General features: G+C 58.6%; 21 protein-coding genes. 11 read left to right on the forward strand and 10 right to left on the reverse strand.

From position 1 onward, the window contains the following. Nucleotides 1-200 precede the first annotated feature (200 nt). Genes OLZ32_RS22965 through fhuB form a run of 3 tightly spaced genes read left to right on the forward strand, consistent with a single transcriptional unit; the run spans nt 201 to nt 3,857 of the window. Complete coding sequence (locus tag OLZ32_RS22965) at nt 201-995, forward strand: ABC transporter ATP-binding protein (RefSeq protein WP_020486897.1); 795 nt, start codon at nt 201-203, stop codon at nt 993-995. Between the two features lie 13 nt (nt 996-1,008). Next, a complete protein-coding gene (locus OLZ32_RS22970) occupies nt 1,009-1,887 on the forward strand; it encodes an iron-siderophore ABC transporter substrate-binding protein (RefSeq protein ID WP_264422855.1) in 879 nt (292 codons plus the stop codon). Next, a complete protein-coding gene (gene fhuB / locus OLZ32_RS22975; protein WP_264422811.1) occupies nt 1,887-3,857 on the forward strand; it encodes a Fe(3+)-hydroxamate ABC transporter permease FhuB in 1,971 nt (656 codons plus the stop codon). The genes OLZ32_RS22970 and fhuB overlap by 1 nt, the downstream gene beginning before the upstream one ends. A gap of 232 nt (nt 3,858-4,089) precedes the next feature. On the opposite strand, the gene OLZ32_RS22980 is transcribed toward fhuB, so the two are convergent. From OLZ32_RS22980 to OLZ32_RS23010, 7 genes are all read right to left on the reverse strand, one after another. Beyond that, on the reverse strand, nt 4,090-6,234 hold the full coding sequence (locus tag OLZ32_RS22980; protein ID WP_264422813.1) for a TonB-dependent siderophore receptor: 2,145 nt from the start codon (nt 6,232-6,234) through the stop codon (nt 4,090-4,092). 292 nt (nt 6,235-6,526) lie between these two features. Continuing rightward, entirely contained in the window at nt 6,527-7,408 is an 882-nt protein-coding gene (locus OLZ32_RS22985) for an alpha/beta hydrolase (protein WP_264398259.1), read from the reverse strand. A 545-nt stretch (nt 7,409-7,953) separates the two neighbouring features. After that, nucleotides 7,954-8,664, reverse strand: a complete 711-nt coding sequence (locus OLZ32_RS22990) for a winged helix-turn-helix transcriptional regulator (RefSeq protein ID WP_264398100.1) — start codon at nt 8,662-8,664, stop codon at nt 7,954-7,956. A gap of 38 nt (nt 8,665-8,702) precedes the next feature. After that, complete coding sequence (gene fabG, locus OLZ32_RS22995; protein WP_264422815.1) at nt 8,703-9,479, reverse strand: 3-oxoacyl-ACP reductase FabG; 777 nt, start codon at nt 9,477-9,479, stop codon at nt 8,703-8,705. After that, the gene (locus tag OLZ32_RS23000) at nt 9,476-11,185 is read right to left on the reverse strand and encodes an acetolactate synthase catalytic subunit (RefSeq protein WP_264422817.1); all 1,710 of its coding nucleotides are present in this window, start codon (nt 11,183-11,185) and stop codon (nt 9,476-9,478) included. The genes fabG and OLZ32_RS23000 overlap by 4 nt, the downstream gene beginning before the upstream one ends. Before the next feature lie 2 nt (nt 11,186-11,187). Continuing rightward, nucleotides 11,188-12,549: an aspartate aminotransferase family protein gene (locus OLZ32_RS23005; RefSeq protein WP_264422819.1), complete on the reverse strand. Its 1,362-nt coding sequence runs from the start codon at nt 12,547-12,549 to the stop codon at nt 11,188-11,190. 107 nt (nt 12,550-12,656) lie between these two features. Then, nucleotides 12,657-13,355 carry a GntR family transcriptional regulator gene (locus tag OLZ32_RS23010; protein WP_130814029.1) on the reverse strand — a complete coding sequence of 233 codons (699 nt, stop codon included), beginning with the start codon at nt 13,353-13,355 and terminating at the stop codon, nt 12,657-12,659. A gap of 243 nt (nt 13,356-13,598) precedes the next feature. Between OLZ32_RS23010 and OLZ32_RS23015 the strand changes: the two genes are divergently transcribed. The 4 genes from OLZ32_RS23015 to OLZ32_RS23030 all read left to right on the forward strand — a co-directional run bounded on the left by OLZ32_RS23015 (nt 13,599) and on the right by OLZ32_RS23030 (nt 17,551). Continuing rightward, nucleotides 13,599-14,708, forward strand: a complete 1,110-nt coding sequence (locus tag OLZ32_RS23015; protein WP_264422821.1) for an ABC transporter ATP-binding protein — start codon at nt 13,599-13,601, stop codon at nt 14,706-14,708. Nucleotide 14,709: 1 nt separating this feature from the next. After that, entirely contained in the window at nt 14,710-15,618 is a 909-nt protein-coding gene (locus OLZ32_RS23020) for an ABC transporter permease (protein WP_264422822.1), read from the forward strand. Nucleotides 15,619-15,688: 70 nt separating this feature from the next. Then, nucleotides 15,689-16,459: an ABC transporter permease gene (locus tag OLZ32_RS23025; protein WP_264422857.1), complete on the forward strand. Its 771-nt coding sequence runs from the start codon at nt 15,689-15,691 to the stop codon at nt 16,457-16,459. Between the two features lie 33 nt (nt 16,460-16,492). Then, entirely contained in the window at nt 16,493-17,551 is a 1,059-nt protein-coding gene (locus OLZ32_RS23030; RefSeq protein ID WP_264422824.1) for an extracellular solute-binding protein, read from the forward strand. 48 nt (nt 17,552-17,599) lie between these two features. On the opposite strand, the gene OLZ32_RS23035 is transcribed toward OLZ32_RS23030, so the two are convergent. Both OLZ32_RS23035 and OLZ32_RS23040 read right to left on the reverse strand, forming a co-directional pair. After that, nucleotides 17,600-18,841, reverse strand: coding sequence for an 8-amino-7-oxononanoate synthase family protein (locus OLZ32_RS23035; protein WP_264422826.1), 1,242 nt, complete (start codon nt 18,839-18,841; stop codon nt 17,600-17,602). Between the two features lie 115 nt (nt 18,842-18,956). Next, nucleotides 18,957-19,646 (reverse strand): winged helix-turn-helix transcriptional regulator, encoded by a 690-nt coding sequence (locus OLZ32_RS23040; protein WP_264422828.1) that lies wholly within the window; start codon nt 19,644-19,646, stop codon nt 18,957-18,959. Between the two features lie 313 nt (nt 19,647-19,959). Here OLZ32_RS23040 and OLZ32_RS23045 point away from each other — a divergent pair, with 313 nt between their 5' ends. From OLZ32_RS23045 to OLZ32_RS23060, 4 genes are all read left to right on the forward strand, one after another. Beyond that, nucleotides 19,960-20,220 (forward strand): hypothetical protein, encoded by a 261-nt coding sequence (locus tag OLZ32_RS23045; RefSeq protein WP_246728176.1) that lies wholly within the window; start codon nt 19,960-19,962, stop codon nt 20,218-20,220. Between the two features lie 119 nt (nt 20,221-20,339). Beyond that, nucleotides 20,340-20,579 carry a type II toxin-antitoxin system ParD family antitoxin gene (locus OLZ32_RS23050; RefSeq protein WP_264422832.1) on the forward strand — a complete coding sequence of 80 codons (240 nt, stop codon included), beginning with the start codon at nt 20,340-20,342 and terminating at the stop codon, nt 20,577-20,579. Beyond that, nucleotides 20,576-20,908 carry a type II toxin-antitoxin system RelE/ParE family toxin gene (locus tag OLZ32_RS23055; RefSeq protein ID WP_264422834.1) on the forward strand — a complete coding sequence of 111 codons (333 nt, stop codon included), beginning with the start codon at nt 20,576-20,578 and terminating at the stop codon, nt 20,906-20,908. Before OLZ32_RS23050 ends, OLZ32_RS23055 begins: the two co-directional genes overlap by 4 nt. Before the next feature lie 35 nt (nt 20,909-20,943). Beyond that, a complete protein-coding gene (locus OLZ32_RS23060; RefSeq protein ID WP_264422837.1) occupies nt 20,944-21,558 on the forward strand; it encodes a 2'-5' RNA ligase family protein in 615 nt (204 codons plus the stop codon). Nucleotides 21,559-21,649: 91 nt separating this feature from the next. On the opposite strand, the gene OLZ32_RS23065 is transcribed toward OLZ32_RS23060, so the two are convergent. After that, the coding region (locus OLZ32_RS23065; protein WP_264422839.1) for a BID domain-containing protein at nt 21,650-22,859 on the reverse strand (1,210 nt) is incomplete at its 5' end.

The raw sequence follows: 22,859 nt of genomic DNA on the forward strand, positions 1-22,859 counted from the left end.
AGGATTCTAGGCTTTCCTTGTTCCCTCGGTCGATATAACGCGAGGTGGTACAGAAGCCGGCGTTGCTGGCCGAAAGCCGAGGCCGCCGCGCGAGACGACGAGGACCCAGGCGGAGGAATAACGAAAATAGTTGATTGCCGCTCTCATCTTTAGTACCGACCTATCACCCGGTTAAAGGATGTCACGTGGCTATACTCCCGATGCAAGATCTCCCTCGAACGGCTGAAACTTTTGTCGCCGAAAACATCGGTCTTCTGATAGAGCGGAACGAAATTCTCTGCGACGTCAGTCTTAAATTTCCGGCAGGAGAAGTTGTCGCGCTGGTCGGCCACAACGGTTCCGGCAAATCCAGTCTTCTCAAAATGTTAGCTCGCCAGCTTGCGCCGAGCACTGGATCGATCTCTTACGGGAACCAGGATCTGAGGATGTATAGCGAACGCGCCTTTGCGCGTTCGGTCGCATATCTGCCCCAGGATGTCACGACCGGATCGGAAATGACGGTCCGCGAGCTTGTGGGATGCGGTCGTTATCCGTGGCACGGAGCGCTCGGCCGCTTCACCAAGAACGATGAAGAGAAAGTCGAGGACGCCCTTCGAGCCACGCATATCGAGACGTTCGCCGACCGTATCATGGGAACGCTATCGGGCGGCGAGCGGCAACGTGCCTGGATTGCGATGCTGATCGCTCAGGATGCTCGCTGCCTGTTGCTCGACGAACCGACTGCTGCACTCGACGTTGCTCATCAGGTCGAGGTGCTCTCACTTGTGCGACGCTTGGCGCATGAGGGTGGAAGGAGTGTCATCATCGTTCTCCACGACATCAACATGGCCGCTCGCTTCTGCGATCGGATCCATGCATTGAAACGTGGTCGCGTGGTTGCCAGCGGAACACCGAGCGCGATCCTCGCGCCGAACACGCTGCAAGAGATCTATGGGATCGACATGGATGTGATCTCAGCGCCCAACCTGCCCTATCCGCTCGCCTATGTTTGCTGAAGCCCGCCGTTCAATGAGGGTTTCGCGGCGCTCCTTTTTGCATTTCGCGGCGGCCTCGCTCATTCCAGCTCCGCTGTTTGCACAATCGATGGGCCCAAGGATCGTCAGCCTCGACTACGGTCTTGCGTCCACTCTTTTATCCCTCGGATTGCCTCCGGTCGGGATTTCGGACCTCGCCGATTGGGACAGATGGGTTGTCGAGCCGCCGATGCCAAAATCCGTCGTCGATATCGGCAGTTCGTTCGAGGTCAATTTTGAAATTCTCGTCACGCTGAAGCCCGACATTATCTTGACCACACCCTACCTGGATGAGCTGTTGCCCAAGCTGCAGTCGGTGGCGAAAGTCGTTCGGCTGGAAATCTTTACGCCGGGCATTGGACCTATTCTTCCCGCTGCCATCGCGGCGACGCGCAAATTGGCCGTTGAGCTCGGCCGTGAGAATGAAGCAGAGCAGTTCCTCGCGCGAGCCGACGTCTTCTTTGCGCAATGCCGCAGCCGCCTGGTGGGCAAGAACCTGCCGCCGGTCGCCCTGGTGAATTTCATGGATGCCCGCCATGCCCGCATCTACTCGAGTCCCGGACTGTTCCACAATGTGCTCGAGCGCATCGGTGTCCGGAATGCCTGGACCAGAGAGTCGAATTACTGGGGTTTTGAAACGATCGGGATCGAAGATCTCTCCAAGGTCACCGATCCGGATGCGCGTCTGATCGCATTTGACCCCATTCCTCCGGACGTTCTTCCGAAGCTCGCTCAGAGCCCGCTGTGGAACAGGCTTTCGTTTGCGCGTCCAGGCCATCTGTCGATTCTGCCGCCAGCCCTGATGTTCGGGATGGTGAACGAGGCCATGCGCTTCGCGGGCCTTTTGACAGATCTTCTGGAAAAGGAAGCTTGATGTTATCCCGCCGCGACAATATCGGGCCAGCAATTGTCTTCCTCCTCCTGATGTGCGGCGGAGGCGTGGCATCGTGGTTTCTTGCCGCTCCTGCGCTGTCGGAAATGGCTCGACCGGATTACGATGTCACGCGAATGGTGTTCACCTATTCGACGCTTCCCCGTCTTGCGACGGCGCTGATTGCCGGAGCCGCGCTTGCCTTGTCCGGTGCGCTGTTTCAGCAAGTTTTGCGAAACCCGCTCGCCGATCCTACCACCCTTGGCGTATCGGCCGGAGCAAACCTGGCGCTGGTGGTAACATCGCTGTTTCTCCCCGACTTGCTTGGCGCCGGCCGCGATCTTGTCGCTCTGATCGGCAGTGCGACCGCTGCTGCGATCGTCGTCAGCCTGGGGGCGCGCCGCGGTTTTTCGCCTTATTCGCTTGTTCTGTCGGGGCTGGTTCTCAGTCTTTGGTGCGGCGGCCTCGCCGCCATCCTGACCTATTTGAACCAGCGCTACCTCTCGAGCCTGTTCATCTGGGGCGCCGGCTCGCTGGCACAGCAAAGCTGGGTCATTCCCCTGTCGCTTCTTTGGAAGTTGGCTGTCGTCGCCATCGGCTGCGCTTTCGTGATGAGACCGCTTTCGCTGCTCGATCTTGGCGAGAGCAGTTCCACGGCACTCGGCGTCAGATTGGTCCGCCTGCGTTTCGTTGTCGTCGCCCTTGCCGTAGCACTTGCTGCATTTGTCACGAGCGCCGTTGGGGTCATTGGTTTCATTGGGCTGGTCGCGCCGACGATTGCGCGATTGTCCGGAGCACGGCGTCCCACGCAGCTCATTCTCTGGTCTCCGCTGATCGGCGCCGGACTGCTGTTCTTCGCCGACTCCATCCTGCAACTCGTCGCCGGCGGACTTGGTGATTTCTTGCCGACGGGGGCGGTGACAGCCATCTTCGGTTCGCCGCTGCTTCTCGCGCTCCTGCCGCGGCTGAAGATCCGTCATAGACTACAGCAATCGCCGGCGTTCAGCCGGTCACGTCGATGGGATGGAAGCGCACCCGTCATCATCGCAGCCGCCGGCCTGCTCGTGCTGTTGATGGTCAGCGTTTTTGTCGGACGTGACGTCAATGGCGACTGGGCTCTCGCTTCCGGCGAATTTTCGGTCGATGTCCTTGCGATCAGAATACCTAAAATCCTCGCCGCCCTGGCATCGGGCGCGATGCTTGCGGTCGCGGGCTCGATCCTTCAGAGGCTGACCGGAAACGAAATGGCAAGTCCCGAAGTTCTGGGAATCAGTGCCGGCGCGACCTTCGGTGTTGCGATTGCCCTGTTTGCCGTCGCTCCAGGATTTTCCGGGCAATTTGCATTTGCCGTGGCTGGTGCGATCAGCGTTCTTGTTGTCATCTTCGTCAGCTCCCGTCGATCGGCGTTCGCGCCTGAACGAGTCCTGCTGGCGGGCATTGCCTTAAGCGCGATGGTCGATGCCGTCGTCGGGGTGTTGAGCTCGACGGGAGATCCGAGAGCAGTTCTGCTGATGCGGTGGATGAGCGGGTCCACCTATCTTATCGAGGGGTCGACCGCCGCAATGGAGGCGGCGCTCGGCGCCGTGCTGATTACCGTCTCGCTCGCCGCTCGCCGCTGGCTTGACATACTTCCGCTTGGGCCCTCGCCTTCGGCGGCGGTCGGCATACCCTTGGCGAAATCGCGATTTGCGCTTTTTGGCCTCGCAGGATTGTTGACGGCTGCCGCGACGCTCACGGTTGGCCCATTGTCATTCATCGGCCTCATGGGACCTCACCTTGCGCGCGAGGCGGGATTGGCGCGCGCGCTGCCGCAAATGGTCGGCGCCGCTCTGATCGGAGGGGGGCTTATGGTTGCTGCTGATTTCGTCGGCCGCACGATCGTATCGCCCTACCAGATCCCCGCCGGTCTCGTTTCCGCGCTCATCGGAGCACCGTTCTTGATGCTGATGATGCGAAAGCGCGGTGCCAGCTGAGGGTTGCGCGCGCAGGGCCGTGGGTGTCATCGCGGCGATGAAAGTCCGCCATCAATAGGAGCGTTTTGCTCCGTCAGCGAAGATCCGCAGACAAACGGTCATCCACGACGCCGGCTAAAGCCCCGCGCGTCTTTTCAGAGGCTCGACGCTGAAACAGTCGGAATTACTGCATAATTCCGACGCTCAGATTGCGGACGCCGCCTTGATCGGACAAAGGCGGCGTCCACCACCTTTACCAGGAATACTTCAGCGTGCCGACGACCTTGCGCCGATCGCCGTAGAACTCAGTTCCGTAATAGCTGGTGGCGAGATACTTATGGTCAAAGAGGTTCGTCGCGTTGACGGCCAGCGTCACGTCTTCGGTCACCTTGTAGCTGACCGCGGCATCAACCAGCGTATAGCTGGCAAGCGACACCGTATTTGCATCGTCTCCGTAGGTTTGACCGATATATCGGACACCTCCCCCGATCGTCAGGTCACCGCGCCATCCATCTCCCGGAATCGTGTAATCGAGCCAGGCCGATGCCAGATGTCGCGGCACGCGGGAAGGCCGGTTACCGACATTGCCGCCTGTCCCGTCTTCGCGGATTTCAGCATCCCAATAGGAATAAGCAAGCGTCAGATTGAGCCTGTCGTTGATTGCGGCTTTCCCTTCAAGTTCGATGCCGCGCACACCGACCTTGCCGATCTGCTCCTGCACCAGAGGGCTGACATAGCTCGGCACATTGGTTTGGGTGAGATCAAACAGCGCCAAGGTGAAGAGGCCATCAAACCCATCCGGCTGATATTTGAGGCCAACCTCGTATTGTTCACCCAGCTGTGGTTTCAACGATCCCGTCACAGCATAGCCGTTTGCGGTCTGCGCGACGAGCGGCTGGAAGCTTTCCGAATAGTTCGCATAGACTGCGAGATTCGGCGTAAATTTATACGTCAGTCCGGCCCGCTTGGTGAAAGCTGACGCCGTGTCGTCGTCGCTTGTCCCGCTATCCAGGTAATCCGCAGTCGTGTGAACCTGGTCCCATCGCCCGCCCAAGGTAACGATCCATCGATCGTCGAACGTCAGTTGCTCCTGAGCATAGATCCCGAGCGCCTGCTGCTTGACGCGCCAGTTTACGTAGGGGCCAAGGTTAATGCAGGAAAGACCGCAATGGACCGGATTATCAATATCGATCGGCCCCGCCGTGCCGAACAGAATGTTTTCGCGCGTATTGTCACTGGTGTAATCGACGCCGACCAGCGTCTTGCTGTCGATCCCGTCCCATCCGGTATCGTACTGCAGCTGATTGTCGAAGGCGTAGCGGTTGGACATGCCGTCAACCGAGAACGCCGTTCGATTGGCCGTCGGATCCAGCGATGCGCCATAGACTTCGGCATAGTCGAGCTCGAGATGCGTATAGCGGGCATTCGAGCGGAGGGTCAGGTTTTCATTGATCTCGTGCTCGAACTGATATCCGATGTCGACCTGCTCCGTATTGAAGCGATTGAAGTCCGGTTCGCCGAGGAAGGTGTCGATATCGATATTTGCGCCGGTCGGAACACCCCGCGCGCCCGTTCCATCGCGTTTATAATAATCGGTCAGAATGGTGAGCGAGGTGCCCTCTTCCGGCTTGATCGTCAGTGCCGGCGCAATGTAGGTGCGGTCGTCGTTCGAATAATCCAAGCCTTGGTCACCGTCCTTGGCAAGTCCGGTAAGCCGGTAGGTCCACACGCCATCGGCATCGATCGGGCCGCCGAAATCCGCACCCACTTCCTTGGTACCATCCCCATAAGACGTGTAAACTTCACCATGCTTCTCGTCCAAGGGACGCTTAGAGATCGCATTGACGAGTCCTCCCGGGCCGTTGAGGCCAAAGAGGGTCGACGTCGATCCTTTCAGGACCTCGACGCGCTGAAGACCATAGGGTTCGAGGCGGCTGGCAGTGAACCAGGCGGGAATACGCGCCGCCAGTCCATCCCGGTAGGTGCCGAGCGCCGTCTGATCAAAGCCGCGAATTCTTATATAATCGTAGCGATCGTCGTTACCGAACTCATCCGAAAAGACGCCGGCGGTATAAGCGACCGCCTGCTGAAGATTGTCCACATGACGCTCTTCCAACTCTTTTTGCGTCACCACCGACACGGACGCCGGTACATCGACGACCGGAGTATCTGTTTTGGTGCCTGTGGCGGTATCCTTGGCAACGATGGTGCGGTCAGGGCCAACCACACGATCCGACTTGCCGGTTATGACGATCGGGGCCAATTGCGTCGCCTCTTCCGCCGAATTGTCTTGTGCCCAGCCGATGCCCACCGATCCGAACGACACTGTCATCAAAGCGCTGCTCGCAATCAATCGGCTTGTGAACACGCGCAACTTTCCCTGTAGTCCTACTGTCATATTATCCCCTGTCAGACCAATATCGAGCAGTGTGACGGCCGCCCCCTCCGGCCACTGCAGCGAGTCCGTTTACTAAAACAGGAGAATTGGAGTCAACTTAATAATCACGCTTTTGTGACCATATTTGCTCCTAGTCGGGACCATGAGGTCTAGCGGCAACACGGAGAGAGGATGTAATCCTGAACGCCCCATCTGGCACCGACCTTGACGAGTGCAAGCACGAGGACGTTCGTCTCAAGGACGATCGTTTAACCGCCGGATTTGTTCACCGATGAGGCCCTTGCAGAAAGCGTCACATGTCGGTCAAACTCTGGACGGCGAATGCGATGCCAACCGCACGATTCACGGCCGCCGCAAGAACGGACATATGGGTCTCACCGGCATAAAGCTCGAATTCGGTACGCAATCCGTCGGCAGTGCCGTTTAATCGCTCCGCCATCTCCCGCGCCAGGAGGACGGTCCGTTCCGTCTTCCTCTTCTCCAGGCGTGCAGGGGCATCCTCGTTCCGGTACTGGAAGGGTGCCAACTCATCGCCTTCGTATTCTCCGGCGGACAAATGCAGGAAAGGTGCATTCCCCGATGCGTCTTGACGCTGCGCCTCATTCTTGAGGATTTCACTGTTCTCCCAATAGATGGTTGGGCTGGCAGCAATCCAATTGGCAAACAGACCTGGGCGCTCGAACAGGGCATAGAGAGTAAAGAGGCCGCCGAAGGAATGTCCGAAAAGTGATCGGCGCATCGGATCCAGGATCACCATCTCTGCAATCCGCGGTATAAGCTCGTTCTCGATGAAATCCAGCAGTTTTCCGGTCCCTCCGATGACAACCGGCGGACCGCCCTCAACGAAGGGCGGATAGGATTTGACCGGCGGAGGCCCCAGGTCCCAAGAGCGGCGGAGCGGATCATAGGGCTCGTCGGAGGGGTAGCCGATCGCCGCGATCACCCCCCAACCGACATTTGTTCCCGTGGGATAAGGTGCCTGCGTGACCAAGCTGGCGACCGCGAAAGGGAAAGTGGCGTTGCCGTCGGTCATGACGAGAAGCGGCCATCCTTTCGCCGGCGGTTTCTCCGCCGGAATGGAAAGGAATATGCGATAGGGCTCGCCGCCCGCAGCAGGAGCGAGATCGAAAAAACACGTTCCGGGCATCGAATAGACGCTGATAGGATTGGTCATGAGAAAGTTTTCTGATGGTTGGGAGGATAGGGAAGGGAAATTGATATCGGTGCTGTTCACCGGCAGGTTTCGAAGCTTTCCAAGGTCGGTGCAACTCTTTGCTGATATCCTGGCTTCCGCGAAAGCGCATCATGGCAGTCACGGTTCGAAGGTTTACAGAGGCTGATCTAACCTCGTCCGGGCATGATTTGAAGACCCGGAGCTATCGAGCCGCATTTCGATCCCACAGATGAATTCACAAGGGCCTCAATTCAATCATCTCCGAACACAGATAAGCCTACGTCTGTTTCGTAGCTTTCCTGAGTTTGCAGCCCCGAGGCGGTAACGTGAACTACACGTCAGAGCCACCACTTCTCAAGCATCACGGCCGATGATGTCCCGAGAGGTGGTGTAGCTCGTTCGGTTGTCATCGGCTTTTTCCTGCACGACAACCTGCCAAGTATGGAGATTGATGCCGATCATCCATATGGACGCCACCGGCGGCACTTCCTTTATAGCTGACCCGTTTAGGAGAGCGCCTGTTTAGCCCGGGGAGATCCGGGCGCCTACGTCGCCGTGAACCCGTTAGAGGCTAGGATATGCGGACAGCAATGATCATGGTATTCGAGAGCGTAACCTGCTCCGTACACTGTGCGAATCCTCAGGTTGCGGAGTCCTGCAAACGCTTTGCGCAGCCGCCCGATATGCACGTCAACCGTCCGGCTTTCTACAGCGTGGGGATAGGGCCAAACGGCCTCAATGAGTTGCTCGCGGGTACTGATCTGCCCCTGCCTTTCCAATAGAAATCTGAAGATTCTCATCTCCATAGGCGCAAGCGCTATTCTCTTGCCTGAAACCACGACGGTGTGCGGCCCGAAGACAATCTCGGTGGGGGCAGGAAAGTTCAAAGTCGAAACCTCCGACCGCGGGCTTATACCATGGAGAAAGGCCAGAAGCTTTGAAGGCGACAAAGGACGCGTGATGCCTTCGTCGAGGCCCGCCTTGATTAACTTCAAGTGCTCTGCACGCATATCGCCGCCGATGAGTGCACCCACGGGAAGCCCTGAGCCCTTCAGGAGCGCGCATAGAGGCGCGACATCACTCGGCCAGCCTGCACAATCCAAGACCACGGCAGACAGCTCTGCTGATGCGCAGGCGTCTGCCACATCGTCGTCACTTGCTGCAAGACGAGCTTCAAAACCTTCACTACGCAGAATGTGCGCGAGGAGTAGATAAAGCTCCGCGTCCTGCGAGCAAATGAGAATGATCGGAGGCATGTCGACCGCCCCTTTGTCGCTTGATGAGGCGGCAAGCCTCAACTCGGTGTGAACTCGCCGCCGTTGACATCTATGATGGCTCCATTGACGAACCCGGCATCCTCTGATGCCAAGAACGCGATCACGGCAGCGACATCGTCCGGAGCACCGAGCCGACCGCCCGGAATACGAGCGAGCGCGTCGATGTTGGTCTTGCTTTGCGGGGAGCCTATCAGTGGCGTCAGGATGCGACCTGGCGCCACGACATTCGATGTTATGCCATAGGGACCATATTGAGAGACCATCACACGGGATAATCCCGACAGTGCGGCTTTGGACGTCGCATAGCTCGCGCCGGCGATCCGCGGTCTCGTCCGACCGGCAAGAGACCCAACGAATATGACGCGTCCATAGCCGCTTTCCTTCATGGCAGGCAGAACGGCCCGGCAGCACAACATCGTCCCTGTCAGGTTGACGGCGAGCACCTCGTTCCACTCTTCAAGGGTAAGGTCGGCGACGTGAAGAGGGCCATCGGGACCTTTCGGCGAGATCCCCGCGTTGCAGACGAGGATCCCAGGTGCGCCCAAGACACGGGCGACTTCGCCGAAAAAGGAATCGACTGCCGCCGGTTCGCGGAGATCAACCTTTCTCGCAAGCGAGCGCTCTGTTCCAAAAGCCTCGGCAAGCGCGGCGCCCGCGGCCGTGACGCTTGCCTCACCATGGCTGAAGACGGCAACCCGATGACCCGCCTTCAGCAGGCGAAACGCGGTGGCAAGACCGATCCCGGTCGTGCCACCGCTGACGACTGCAACACGTGGGATGCAACCAGGATTCATGCCGCTTGATCCATTGCAGCAAACAGCGAAAGAGGCGGATGGGCGGCCGCTTCTGTTATTACCTCGATCAACAAGGGACCTTCTTCACGCAGGCCGCGCTCGAGGTATCGAGGAAGATCCGCGGGATCGGAGATGCGGACTGCCGGGCAGCCGCAAGCTTCGGCAATCCGCCGATGATCGACGTCGGCGAAGCTGCAGGCAGTCGTGAAACTGCCGAACTTGACAGTTTCAGCATCACGTTGGAAGCCGAGGATACCATTGTTCAAAACGATGATGAGTATGGGAAGCTTGCTCCGCACCATGGTTTCCAACTCCGCCCAGCTATGTCCGAAGCCGCCATCCCCTACGATGGCAACGACTGGTTTGTCCGGCTTTGCCGCTTTTGCGCCGAGCGCAAGTGGCAAGCCCCACCCGAGTCCAGCTAGGCCCCGCGGCGACAGAAAGCGCATACCGGGGGAAAGGGCCCGCAACTGGCCGGCTATCCACATCGAGGAATAGCTCGCATCGGAAACAACGGTCGTATCTGCCGTCAACACTTGCTGCAGGTCGGACATAACCCGCTCCGGACGGATCGGACTTTTCTCCGAACGAGCAACAGATTGTCGCTCAATGTCAAACGAGCGCCAGAATCCAGCGATCCGGGCCGTCAACCTATCGCGCTGCGATGCGCGGTACGAGAGATCGCCTCGGGCCAGCGCGCTACGCAACGCGCTAATGGTTTCAGCCGCATCGCCTGCCAACCTGACCGCCTCGTAAGTGCGCCCGATTTCGGTGGGATCGACATCGATGTGGATGACTGACGCGGACCGGGGAATTTGGCGCCAGCTGTCAGTGCCATTCTGATTGGTTCGCGTCCCGACCAAAATGACGAGATCGGCTTCTTCGACGAGGGCACGCGTATGCCGTCCAAGCGATCGCGGCCCAACGAGAGCACCGAGAACGCCAGCTGACAGCGGGTGGTATTCGTCGACCGCGCCTTTTCCCATATTGGTCGTCAACACTGCAAGCGAGGCTTCCCCCTGTAGCGCCGAAAGCTCACCGGCGGCATGGCTTGCGTGGACGCCTCCTCCGGCGATGACAATGGGTGCGTGGGCTGCGGCGATCATCGAAGCCGCGCGCTCGATGTCGCTATCGCGAGGACGCAACCGATCGAGCGGCCAGTGGCCTAGGACAGCCTCACGACGATAGGGCGAAGGGGCTATCTTCTCCCGCAAGAGGTCGGCGGGGAGGAGGAGAGCTACCGGTCCCGGCCGGCCCGAGGCGGCTGCCGTGAAGGCGGCGTCGACATAATCGTCGATGCGTTCCGCAACAAGCACCTTGCGCACCCACTTCGTGCAGGATTGAAACAATGCAAGATGATCGAGCTCCTGGAATGCATTACGGTCAGCGTGATCTCGTTCGACATCCTGGACGAGAGCAACGAGCGGAACGCTCGCCTTCAGGGCCTCGGCCAGGGGCGGAACGAGAAGCGTTGCGGCTGGTCCGTTCTGTGCTGCGACCACCCCGACCTTGCCGGATAGGCGAGCATAGCCATCAGCCATGGTCCCTCCCATGTTTTCCTGACGGTAGGCGACTTGACGGATGCCGATTGCTTCGGCCGCGAGGATAACCGCCGAAGGCAGGCTCTGAGCAAAGATATGGGTGACGTCGTGCCTCTTGAGGGAAAGAGCGATCCGATCGGCGACGGTTAGGTGATCAGTTGCCATGGTCACATGCCTGCTTCAGTTGGAGTTGCTTCAAGGATTGAAAGGAAGTCTGCGAAGGCTGAGATGACGGCGTCACCGTCCGCAATCGTCATTGCCGTCGATAGGCAAGCCGCAGCACCATTGGGAAGCAAGATGCCGCAATTGAGGAAATGTCTGGAGAGACGCACCATCAACTCGGCCTCTTCCGGCGCGAGATACGCTTCGCGGAAGTCCGTTGGCTGCTTTCCTTTCGGATGGATGCGAAATAAGGATGCCGCCCCCGTTACGCTGAAGGCTGCGCCGTGGCGCTCGATTTCCTTTCGAAGCCCAGCCCGGATGCGGTCGCCAAGGCTCTCGAGTGAAGCGAAAGCGCCATCCGTCATCGCTTCCATAGCGACCCGGCCTGCGACCATCGATACGGGATTTGCCGAAAACGTGCCGCCTTGCGGCAGCAGCGGCTTGCCACTGTCGCTTGCGAAGACCCGCATTACCTCCCTGCGACCGCCGATCGCCCCGACGGGAAAACCTCCGCCTATGATCTTACCGGCGGCGACCAGGTCGGGGTGGAGACCATAGCGGGCCGAAGCCCCCATATATGACTGCCGCAGATTGAGGACTTCATCGGCAACGATAAGAATCCCGTATTGCTTCGCGATCGCCTCGACAGCGGCAAAAAAGCTCGGTTCGGGAGCTATAAGCCCGGCGCGGCTCGGCATGGGATCGATCAGGATACAGGCCAGTGAAGGGGCAGCAGAAGCAATCCGGCGCTCCAGATCCGCGATGTCGTTGAAGCGGATAACGGTCACCTCTTCACCCACCGAAGACGGCATGCCGCGATAGGCTGGCACAGCCGGCGACAGCAGTGGGTCGTTCCATATTGCCGGCGACGCTGCCTGCCCCGTTTCCGCCCAGTCATAGGCGCCGTGATAGGCGCCTTCTATCCGCGCGATGCCCGGCCGGCAGGTGAAGGCGCGGGCGGCCTTGATCGCAAACATTACCGCCTCGGTCCCGCTGTTGACGAAACGAATATGTTCAATCGCCGGAATGCGCTCGATCAATAGCTCTGCCAGCGTGATCTCGTGCTCGGTCGGATTGGAAAAACACGTGCCACGATGAAGCAGATCTGCAACTGCATCGGCAACAGGAAGGAAGCCGTGGCCGTGTATCAGCGTCGTGAAATTATTATTCAGGTCGAGGAGGCGATTGCCATCGACATCGATGAGGTAGGCTCCCTCCCCGCGCGAAATGTAAAGCGGGCTGGGCTCGTGATCCACCGTGACCCGCGTGATCCCGGTCGGAAAGACGCGGCGGCCCTTTTTGAAAAAATGTTCGGACCGCGACCGGGGAAATCCCCGGCCATTGCGCAAGATATCGGGGTGAAACATTTCAATCTTCTCCGGCCAACGCGGGTCGCGGCGCAACCCTTCATAATTTTGTAATAACAAAAATCATGAACCCGAAGAAGTTGCAACAAAAAAATCCGGTCGCGATGTTATTGCCGCTTGAGCCGCTCCTGCGCTGCTTTCTTAAGGCGCCGATAGCCGTCTCGAATATCGTTTTCCATTGCAGCTCGGACCGCCGAGGGATCTTTATCCACCAGCCCCTCTATCGCGGCCAGGTGGTTGTGGACACCGTATTTTGCTTCCGCAAATTCTGGATAGAGGTCGTGGAACGCAGCACCGACTCTTAACCACAGAGCCTCAATGGTCGAAAGGAGGTGCGGCATCTCGCACAACCGATAGATCGTAAAGTGGAATTCCTTATTATCGTGCAGAGCATCACCGTAGCGCTTTTCGTCGAGCGACAGTGTAATTTTATCCTGCAGTGCCAAGAGCTTGTCCACTACATCATTGGTCGCGCGAAGCGCGCCCTTTTCCGTCGCCAACCCTTCGAGCGCAAGCCGCATCTGCGTGACTTCGTAGAGTGCCGCAAGATCGAGATGCGGAACGATGACGGTTTTAGGACCCACCATGACGAGCGCACCCTCAAAAACCAGTCGGTTGATCGCCTCGCGCGCCGGCGTGGCACCAACGTTCAGCATTTCGGCAACCGAACGGATCGGTAGCTTGTGACCGGGCTTGTAAGCACCCCGCGTGAGTTGCTCCTTGATAGATGAATAGGCGAAGTCGCTGAGGCGCCCAGACTGCAAATCCGACACCGATGATTCTTCTCCAGTTGTATTTTCGTTCAAAATTGACCCTCACGCGTTGACATCTTCACATTTTTGTTGCAACAAAAGTGAATTACACGAAAACCGATGACGTAATGTGACATCATAACGGTATCGTGAATATTAGCAACGCCTTGGCCCCGAACGGCCATGCCCGAACAGCTGCCGGTCTTGCCGGCATGACACTCACAGCACCTGGCGCCGCGCGGGCGGAGCCGGGAGGTTTCAATGCGTGGCAAAACACGCAAATGAGGAGATATCATTTTGATTGGTGCGCCTGTTTTCATCGATCGCATAGGCAAGGTCTACGGCAGCCAGACTGCCGTTGGCGCAGTGACCCTGGATGTTCCGGCAGGCGAATTCCTGTCGATCCTCGGTCCCTCCGGATCGGGCAAGACGACGCTTCTGACAATGATCGCCGGTTTCGAAAGCCCGTCTGCCGGACGCATCATCATCGACGGGCGCGATGTCACCGCTGTATCGCCCAATCGCCGCAATATTGGGATGGTCTTCCAGCGGTATGCCTTGTTCCCGCATTTGACCGTCGCCGAAAACATTGCCTTTCCCCTGAAGATGCGCGGCATCCGCAAGGACCTCAGAGCAGAACGGGTTGGCCGGGCGCTCGACCTCGTCCAACTCCCGGACTATGCCAAGCGCTATCCCCACGAACTTTCCGGCGGCCAGCAGCAGCGGGTGGCGGTCGCGCGAGCAATCGTGTTCGAACCGCCTGTTCTCTTGATGGACGAGCCACTCGGGGCGCTGGACAAGAAGCTGCGCGAATCCATGCAGATCGAGATCAAGCAGCTTCAGCGGCGCCTCGGTGCAACGGTCATCTACGTGACGCACGATCAGGAGGAGGCGTTGACGATGTCCGACCGGATCGCCGTTATGGCAAAGGGGCAACTCGCGCAGCTCGGAACCCCGGCGGACCTTTACTGTAATCCGCAGAGTGCCTTTGTGGCCGATTTCATCGGCAAGATGAACTTCCTGACTGGAGAATTCCTGGGCGAGACCGCTGGCCGCCAGACGATCAGACTGGGTGACGACGTGGTCATTGATACGCCCGGTGCTGCCCATGGTTTCGAGGGTTCGGCAAAGATAGGTGATCGCGTTCGGCTCGCGCTACGGCCTGAGCGCCTTGGCCTTGCAGCGCGTGGCGCAGGGGGACAGAACGCCCTCCCCGGCCGGATCGAAACGTCGGTCTTTGCAGGCTCCTTCGACCTTCATCTCGTTCGCTCCGATTTCGGAAGCGGAGAGATCATTCAGGTCCAGATCCCTGCCGATGGAAAGCGGGTTCCCTTTGCAATGGGAGCACTCGTGGATGTCATCGCCGAACGCGACGGCCTACGGCTCTTTGCGGTTGCGGAGGCATGAAATGACCATGACAGTCGATAATTTGCCCCTTGCACCAACCCACCCTGCAAGCTGGATTTTCTCAGGCTCGGCGCGCCAGTATTCGCACGCGCTGACGTTCCTGCTCATTGCGCCGTTGATGCTCTTGCTGGCCGGAGGCTTCATCTATCCGATTGGGCGGCTCGTCTCTCTGAGCCTAATGGCGCCTGGATTCACGCTGGAGCATTACGAGCGGATCGTCACAGAGCCACTCTACATGGAAGTCCTGCTTCGCACGTTGCAAACGGGTGCAATCGTAACAGTGGCGAGCCTGCTGCTCGGATACCCGGTTGCCATTCTCATGGCGCGTGCCAAAGGCAGGATGGCGATGATCGCATCGGCCGCGGTGTTCGTGCCACTATGGACCTCAGTGCTGGTGCGATCCTATGCCTGGATCGTGCTGCTGCAGCGAAACGGCATTGTTAACGGCCTGCTGATCGAGAGCGGCCTCATTGGCACTCCATTGAAACTTATCTACACCGAAGGCGCGGTGATCCTTGCGATGACGCATGTTCTCATGCCCTTCATGATCCTGCCGGTCTACAACGTTCTTCGCACTATTCCTGCCGAGTACGCCCAAGCCGCCCGCAATCTCGGCGCCGGCCCGATTGACGCGTTTCTGCGCGTGACCTTGCCGCTCAGCTTGCCTGGAATCTTTGCCGGATGCGTCATGTGCTTCATTCTGGCGATCGGTTTTTATATCACGCCGGCACTCGTCGGCGGGCCTGGAGCATTGATGATGGCAACACTGATCGGCCAGCAAACCACCGTTCTGCTTGACTGGCCATTTGCCGCAGCGCTCGCGACCGTCCTTCTGACCACGACGCTGATCTTTGTCCTTGTGTTCCGCAAGGCGCTTTCCGTTAGCAAAGGAATGAACAGTGTCAATTGAGCCCGCAGTCACCGCCTCATTCGCCCCCTCTCCCGTCAACAGCACCCATCGGCCTTACGGCAAAGCGGCATTGCGGCTCCTTGGGGGTTTCCTGATCGGAGCAATCCTGTTCTTCCTGGTTCTGCCGACGTTGCTCGTCATCCCGATTTCGCTGAACGACAGCAGCTATATCGAGTTCCCGCCGAAGGGCCTGACGCTGCGCTGGTATATCGACTTTCTATCTGATCCGGACTGGCGCGCAGCAACGATCTTCAGTCTGCAGATTGCGCTGGCGACGACGGTTGCTTCGACGGTTATCGGGACATTGGCCGCCATCGGGCTCGTTCGCGGCAATCTGCCGGGAAAGATCCTTCTGCACGCATTGTCGCTGGGGCCAATGATCGTTCCCCATGTTGTCTTTGGCGTTGCCCTTTATCTGGTTTTTTCCCCGCTCAGCCTGACCGGCAATTTCTCCGGTTTCCTGATCGCGCACACCGTACTTGCTGTTCCCTACGTGATTATCACCGTGTCGGCAGCACTCGAGCGCTTCGACACGTCACTCGAGCTTGCCGCACTGAATTGCGGGGCAAGCCGGAGCCGCGCCTTTTTCGGCATTGTGCTTCCGAACATCGCGCCGGCGGTGGCTGCGGCTTCGGTCTTTGCGTTTCTGGCGTCGTTCGATGAGGCAACAGTCGCCTTCTTCATTTCCGATACCGGCGGAAAAACGATCAGCCGCAAGATGTTCGAGGACATTGATTTCAATCTCACCCCTGTCATAGCGGCGGTTTCGACGCTGCTCGTCGCGGTATCGCTGCTGCTCATGGGGACCATTCATCTCCTTACCGGCCGCGGGGAGGATTAACGTGATCATATCAATCGGACAGAGGAACAACCGATGAAAAAGCGACAAAAGATCAAGCCTTTGCTGTTTGCGGCTTGCCTCATGCTTGCTGGCGCGGGTGCGGCGCAAGCCGAAGAGCAGGTGATCATTGCGACCACCGGTGGCGCCTACGACGCCGCGCTTCGAAAGTTCTGGTTCGAGCCGTTCACCGAAAGGACCGGCATCAAGGTTGTATCGGTCGCGGCAACGAATGCCGAGATGCGGGCGAAAGCTGCAGCCATGGTCAAGACCGGCAACGTGACCTGGGACCTTTACCCGGACGGCGAGATCCAGGCGAGCGCTGAAGCGCATCGGCTGACATCTGAAGATCTCACCGAGTTCTGCAAGTCTTTCCGGGGCCGGCCAGACCTGGTCGAGGATGCCTGCGTCAGTGCCGGGGCAAGGCTTTTTTCGACCGCAACGCTGATGGCCTACGACCCGACTGCCTTCAAGGATGGGAATCCGTTGAGCTGGGCCGATATGTGGAACCAGACAAAATTTCCCGGTGGTCGCTCGTTTCCAAATTTCGACGATCCGTGGCGGGTCATAGCTGCCGCGCTCCTCGCCGATGGTGTTCCGCGCGATAAACTCTTTCCGCTCGACGTCGATCGTGCCCTCAACAAGCTCGACGAGATTCGCCCGGCGATATCGCTCTGGTGGAAGACCGGTGATCAGAGCGTTCAGGGGTTTCGCAACGGCGACTACAGCATCGGGCAGATCTGGCTGACGCGCGCAAATACACTGAAGGCGGAAGGACGCCAGATCGCCTGGTCCAAGCAGGCCTCCTTCCTCGTCGGCGATCGCTTGACGATCATCAAGGATGCGCCGAACCGCGCAAATGCGTTGAAGTTGATCGGCTACTGGCTTGATCATCCGGAAGCGCAGGCCGGGGTGTGCGACGAACTGCTTTGCACGCCGCCAAGCCGCCAGGCGATCGATTTAATGTCGCGGGCTGCACGCGCGGCACTGCCGAGCGACGATGACATCCGGGATTACATCGTCATCCCGGACGCCAAATGGATCAACGACAACGCCGCGATGATGCTCGAGCGTTGGAATGCCTGGATCCGATGACGATCCACCTCCGGGCGGCGCTGCCGGCCGGAGGTGCGGAGACGGAAATTATCCCTTGAGAGCACGGTTGATGGCAGCGGCGACTTCGCGCACTTCGAAAGCCGTGTGGCCGGCAGTCGGGCATATCCGCAACCCTGCCCTTCCTTTGGCGACTGTCGGGAAAAAGATGGCCGACGTATAGTAACCGGAATCAAGCACCAGTCTGGCAGCGCCGATTGCCGCAAGCTCGTCACCGACCATGACAGTTCTGATCGGGAGTCGGGATCCTGCCTGTGCGGTCGGCACCAGTTCGTCGAAAAGAGATATGTGTTCTGCAAGTGCCCTTTGCCGCACGCCGAGTTCCGGTGTGCGATGGAGCGACTGAGAGGCGAGGGCTGCACCGATCGCGGCAACATTGATGGAGGCCGAGAAGGCGTGCGCGAGAGCAAAGCGCCGGAAGATCTCTTCCTGGAACGCAGTTGCGAGCATCAGCATGCCGCCAGACGCTCCGAAGCCCTTCCCGAGCGAGGCTGCGATGATCGTCCGTTCACCGAGACCTTCTGGCATTTGTGAACGCGCAAATCCCTCGCCTCTTTCCCCGAAGATCGATATGCCGTGAGCATCATCGATGTAAAGGAAGAGGCCGTATCGCTCCTGAAGCTCGCGCAACTCCTTGATCGGGGCACAGCCGCCCATGGAATACACACCGTCGCAAACATAGGCGACCGTCTCGTTCTGGCGGCAAATTTCTTCGAGCGCCTGAAGATCGTTGTGGCCTATGGTTCGGACCTCACATTCTTCGGCAACGATGGGCTTATTGAAGGCGAGCGTTGCATGCGCGAGACGATCGAATACCATGACTGGTTTTTTGCCGCCCGTCAGAACGCCGGACGCAATCAGCGGAAGCGCGCTTAAGTTGGCGGCAAGCACTGTTGTGTAGGTGATCACCCTCGCGCCGAAGAGATCAGAAAGAGCATCCTCGAGGTCTCCGAGGACTGCAAAATTGAGCCGCGTCCGGGCGCAGGACCAGTGCAGTGTTCCGTAGCGGCGAACGGTTTCGATTGCGCCTTCGATAATTGATGGGTGATTGTCGAGGCCGAGATACGAGCAGCGGACGAAGTCGACGACGCGCTCCGATAGGCGCTCCGAAACCGGCAGCTCCACCGCTCGACCGTCAGACGGATGGACATAGAGGGCCATCAAACCGTCGAGATGGGCGGCGGCAAAGTGGGGACTCGCGTGGCTGATCAGGCCCGCGGTGTTTTTGTGGAATGTTTTCGCCGATCCGGCGCCCGAAACTGCCTCTTGCATGTTGTGCTCCCAAATGTTCAACGGAGTTCACGCTATGCGCGTGATCGTCGTTTATGCAACGAAGGCGACAGCAAATTTTCGGGACGTTTCAGTGAAGATGTGAACGTGGCGAAGTTCACATGCTTTGGGAGATCTCGAAAGCGTATCCTTCCTTCGGTACGGTGCGGATCACATCGCGGCCAAGGACCCGCTTCAATGCACGCCGGAGGCGGCCGATATGAACATCGACTGTTCGCGGCTCGACGAATACCGTCGGTGGCCATGCAATAGCTATCAGTTCCGCACGGCTGAGAACGCGCCCCGCGTCACCCACAAGGGCACTCAATAGACGGAACTCGATCGGGCTCAGATTGACCGGCGTGCCTCGCACCAGAACACGCCGGCTGCTGACGTCGAGCTTCACATCCTCAAATATTGGAGCAAGGCGGCTAGTCGCTTCCGAGGAATTGCCTATTGTACCGTGGAGGTAAGATAGCAGCCGTTCCGGCGGCATTGGCCTTGTAAAGCTCTCATCTACGTTGGCTTTCAGGATGTCGAGATAGGCGGCCTTTTCGGCAACGAGTGCTATGAGCGTGACGTCGCTGGCAAGTCCCCTTTCCTTCAGACCCGACGCGATATCAGCCAGAATTTGTGAACCCGGCTGGCAGTCGACGATGATAGCTGCAGCGTCACGGTCCACGGCAGTAGCTACCGCCTCGCTCGGAATATCGACGAGCATCGTCCTGTATCCGGCTCCCTTCAAAATGTATGACAGCATCAAATAATAGTCAGCGTCTTGGGATACGATCGCCAGAAGTTCGCTCATCGTCTCGCCCCACCAGTTGCTGACCTTACAGCGACTGCTTTTGATACCACAAAACTTTCAGAAAACTGCCTCATGTTGATGAAACCTCATGCCCGGGCTCGAAAACTGTCCGCAATAGAATCGTAAAAGCGCTATCACTACGGGTATTTTTATAGCTTGCCTTTCTTTTTTGTTACAACATAATGTTGAGAGCGCGAAGAATCTGGCGCCAAAGCGCATATTGCCAGGGACGGCACGTGATCGTGGCCCACTCGGTGGGATCGACGTCCGGCATAATTCGATGGCCTGTTTCCGGACGGTTACGGGGCTTTTAATGCGCGAAATGTTCAAAAGGTTCTCAACCGGCAGCGCTGCGGCGACACCGGATTTTTGGAGTGATGCAAATGTTGGCGACATAAGTGCTGCTGCCCGATCGCTTTACGGACAAGATGCGAAAACAGCGGCCGCCTGGTGCGCACTATGTGCGCGCTACGATGGTCGCTCAGGTGATTTCACCTTTTGGGTAGGCGTTTTCAAACATCTGGGGACGGAAGAGATTGTGGATTTCCAAAAGCAAAGGCAGGCTTCGCAATGACGCTGGAGGTATCTGAACGTGCGCGTTTAGCTTCGCGAGAGTAGCGCCTGCCTCGAGCGGTAACCTCCACCTGGATTTCTCGCCTTGCCAAATTTTGCCATGCTGGCTATTTTAGGCCAATGAGCACTATGAATATTTCGCTGCCGGATAACCTGAAGCAGTTCGTCGACCAGCAGGTCGCCGGGCGAGGCTATGGTACCAGCAGCGAATACGTCCGCGAGTTGATCCGTCACGACAAAGATCGGCAGCACTTGCGTAGTCTCCTGCTTGAGGGTGCTTCATCCGAGGCGACCGAGCCGGTTGATGCCGCCTATTTCGATAGCCTGCGAGCCCGTGCCTCGCGGCAAAGCTCCAAGTGAACACAAAGTCTATCGTTCCTCGCGAGTCGGCTCGCAGGGATGTCGAGAATGCCGTGGACTATTATGCTCGCGAGGCCGGCGCTCAAGTCGCGATTAGCTTCATCGATGCGCTGGAGTCGACATTTGGTTTGATCGCAAAGCATCATGCATCGGGTTCGTTGCGCTGCGCATATGAACTCGGTTTGCCCGATCTGCGCAGCATGTCGCTGAAGGATTTCCCTTATATCGTCTTCTATCTTGAGCAAGCCGATTACGTCGACGTATGGCGTATTCTGCATGCGAAGCGTGACATTCCAGCGTGGCTGCAAGATCCCGAAGTGTCTGCGTAGTATGGCATGCAGTATTAGGTAGAAGGGCCTGCGCTGTGATCCGAACGAAGGTCGACCCACTGTGGTTTAAGCGGTGCTGCGCGTTTCATCTGCAGTTTTTTCCCGATCGCGAGGCGCTATCAAAGCTCTGCGATTTGCAGGAGAGCATCGAGCGAAATAGCACTGCGCCGCTTCTGCGCGTCCCGGCCACAAGCCTGCACATGACGGTCGCAACTCTGCTCAACGCGGCGACGCAGTTGAGGATTCCAAACCACGAGGTCTGGAAGCGGAAAGGGGAACGATGGAAAGCGATCGTGGAGAAACTGGTCGAAGAGACCCCGCCGATTGAGCTCCATTTCGATGAAGTCGCCGCCTCAGAAGCCGCTATCTTCGTAAGGGCCCAGGAGCCGGTAGAATTGCGCGAGCTTCGTTCGGCCATTTCAGATGCTATCTGCTTCGAACACTGGCGCCCAACTCCGCCGCAAATTGCTCACATGACATTGTTCAGGTTTTCTGCAGTAGAATGGCTACCGGCAGTCGACTTTAACGCAGGGTTTTTGCCTGTAGGAGTCCGGGTTGGATCCCTTCAATTGTTGGAAGAGCGGGTTTACCCAAACGTTGACGTCAACATGCTGAGCGAGCCGCTGTTACAGGGCAGAAGCCCGCGATAGCGCACTTATTTCACGCGCACGGTAGATCTGCTCGACGGCACCTCCTTTCGGCTCCTCGGCCCGGCCGACCCTTCACTTCTTCGATGGACTTTCAAAGATCGCGGCCGCGGTTGACGGTGCGCTGGCGCCGTTCCGAAAGGATCTTTTCGCTGCTCTCCTTGCGGACGGTCTGCTGGAGGAATTTCAGCATCGCCTCAAAGGCGCGGCGCTGCGCTGGCGGAATGTGGTTGATGAGATCCTTCTCTCCTCGGACGATGGCATTGCGGCCGAAGCGCTCGTCGAGCGCCCGGCTGACGGCGTCGAATTCCCGGCGAATGCTGGGATCAAGAGAAGCGGCTGATGTGCTCAGCGTGTGGCCGTTGTTCTTCACTTCAACGGTCAGACGCATGAGCACTTCTTCCGCCACCTTCGACAAGCCGGGAATGGCGACTGCCATGCGCCGTCGCTCTTCGGCAATAGCCTGGCGCTCGGAATCAAGGGCGCTGGCATAGGCTCCGCCGAGCGCACGCAGGCGGGCGGCGACTTCAGGCATGGCCTGCACCGCCGCCTTCCGCTCCCGGCCAGAAGCCAGCATCCGGTCCATGAGGCGATTGGAGCCGCGGAGCGCACCATAGGCGGCCGGATCGTTGGTCACAGCCGCGGCGATGCGCTCGGCAGCAAAACCTTTCTGGAGCAGCTCTTCGATCTTGCCGACGGCGCCGGCCGGATCGCGCCAGATCGCTCGTGCCGCCTCGGCCAGCACTGCTCGCTGCTGACGATAAAGGGGCGCGGAAAGAACTCGGGATCGCGCCTCCTCGTCGACCGGCGTCTTGAACTCGGTGACGGCAGCGAGCATGGGCAATACGGCGACATGCTCATTCTTCCGCTCAACGCTGGCGCCAGCGACGATCTTCGAGCGATCCCGCCGCTCGGCGAGATGCTGCTCCTCGGCAAAACGCTTCACGGCTTCAAACAACCGGGTCAACTTCTCGCGTCTGATACTTGTGAGCTCTTCCGGCATACGCTCGATCATGTTGCGTTCGGCAACCGCATCGGCCTTCGACGTAAAAGCGCTCCAGCCGAAGCGGGCGGTCAGCGCCTCGCTGACCGCCTTGACCTCCTGGACGATCGAGCGGTCTTCGGTGGCAAGCGCAAAGGCGGCCTTGTAGGCATCGTCACCACCCCTTTCTCGCACTGCCTCGATCTCCACGAGACGTGCCATCGCCTTTCTGGAGAGCGCTGGGATCGACAATGACATATGGGCGCGGCGCTGCTGCTCGCGCATATCGAAGCGTTCGGCATTCCGGCGGAACTCCGTCGCA

The organism is Rhizobium acaciae (assembly GCF_025941625.1).
GTDB classification, from domain to species: Bacteria; Pseudomonadota; Alphaproteobacteria; order Rhizobiales; family Rhizobiaceae; genus Rhizobium; species Rhizobium acaciae.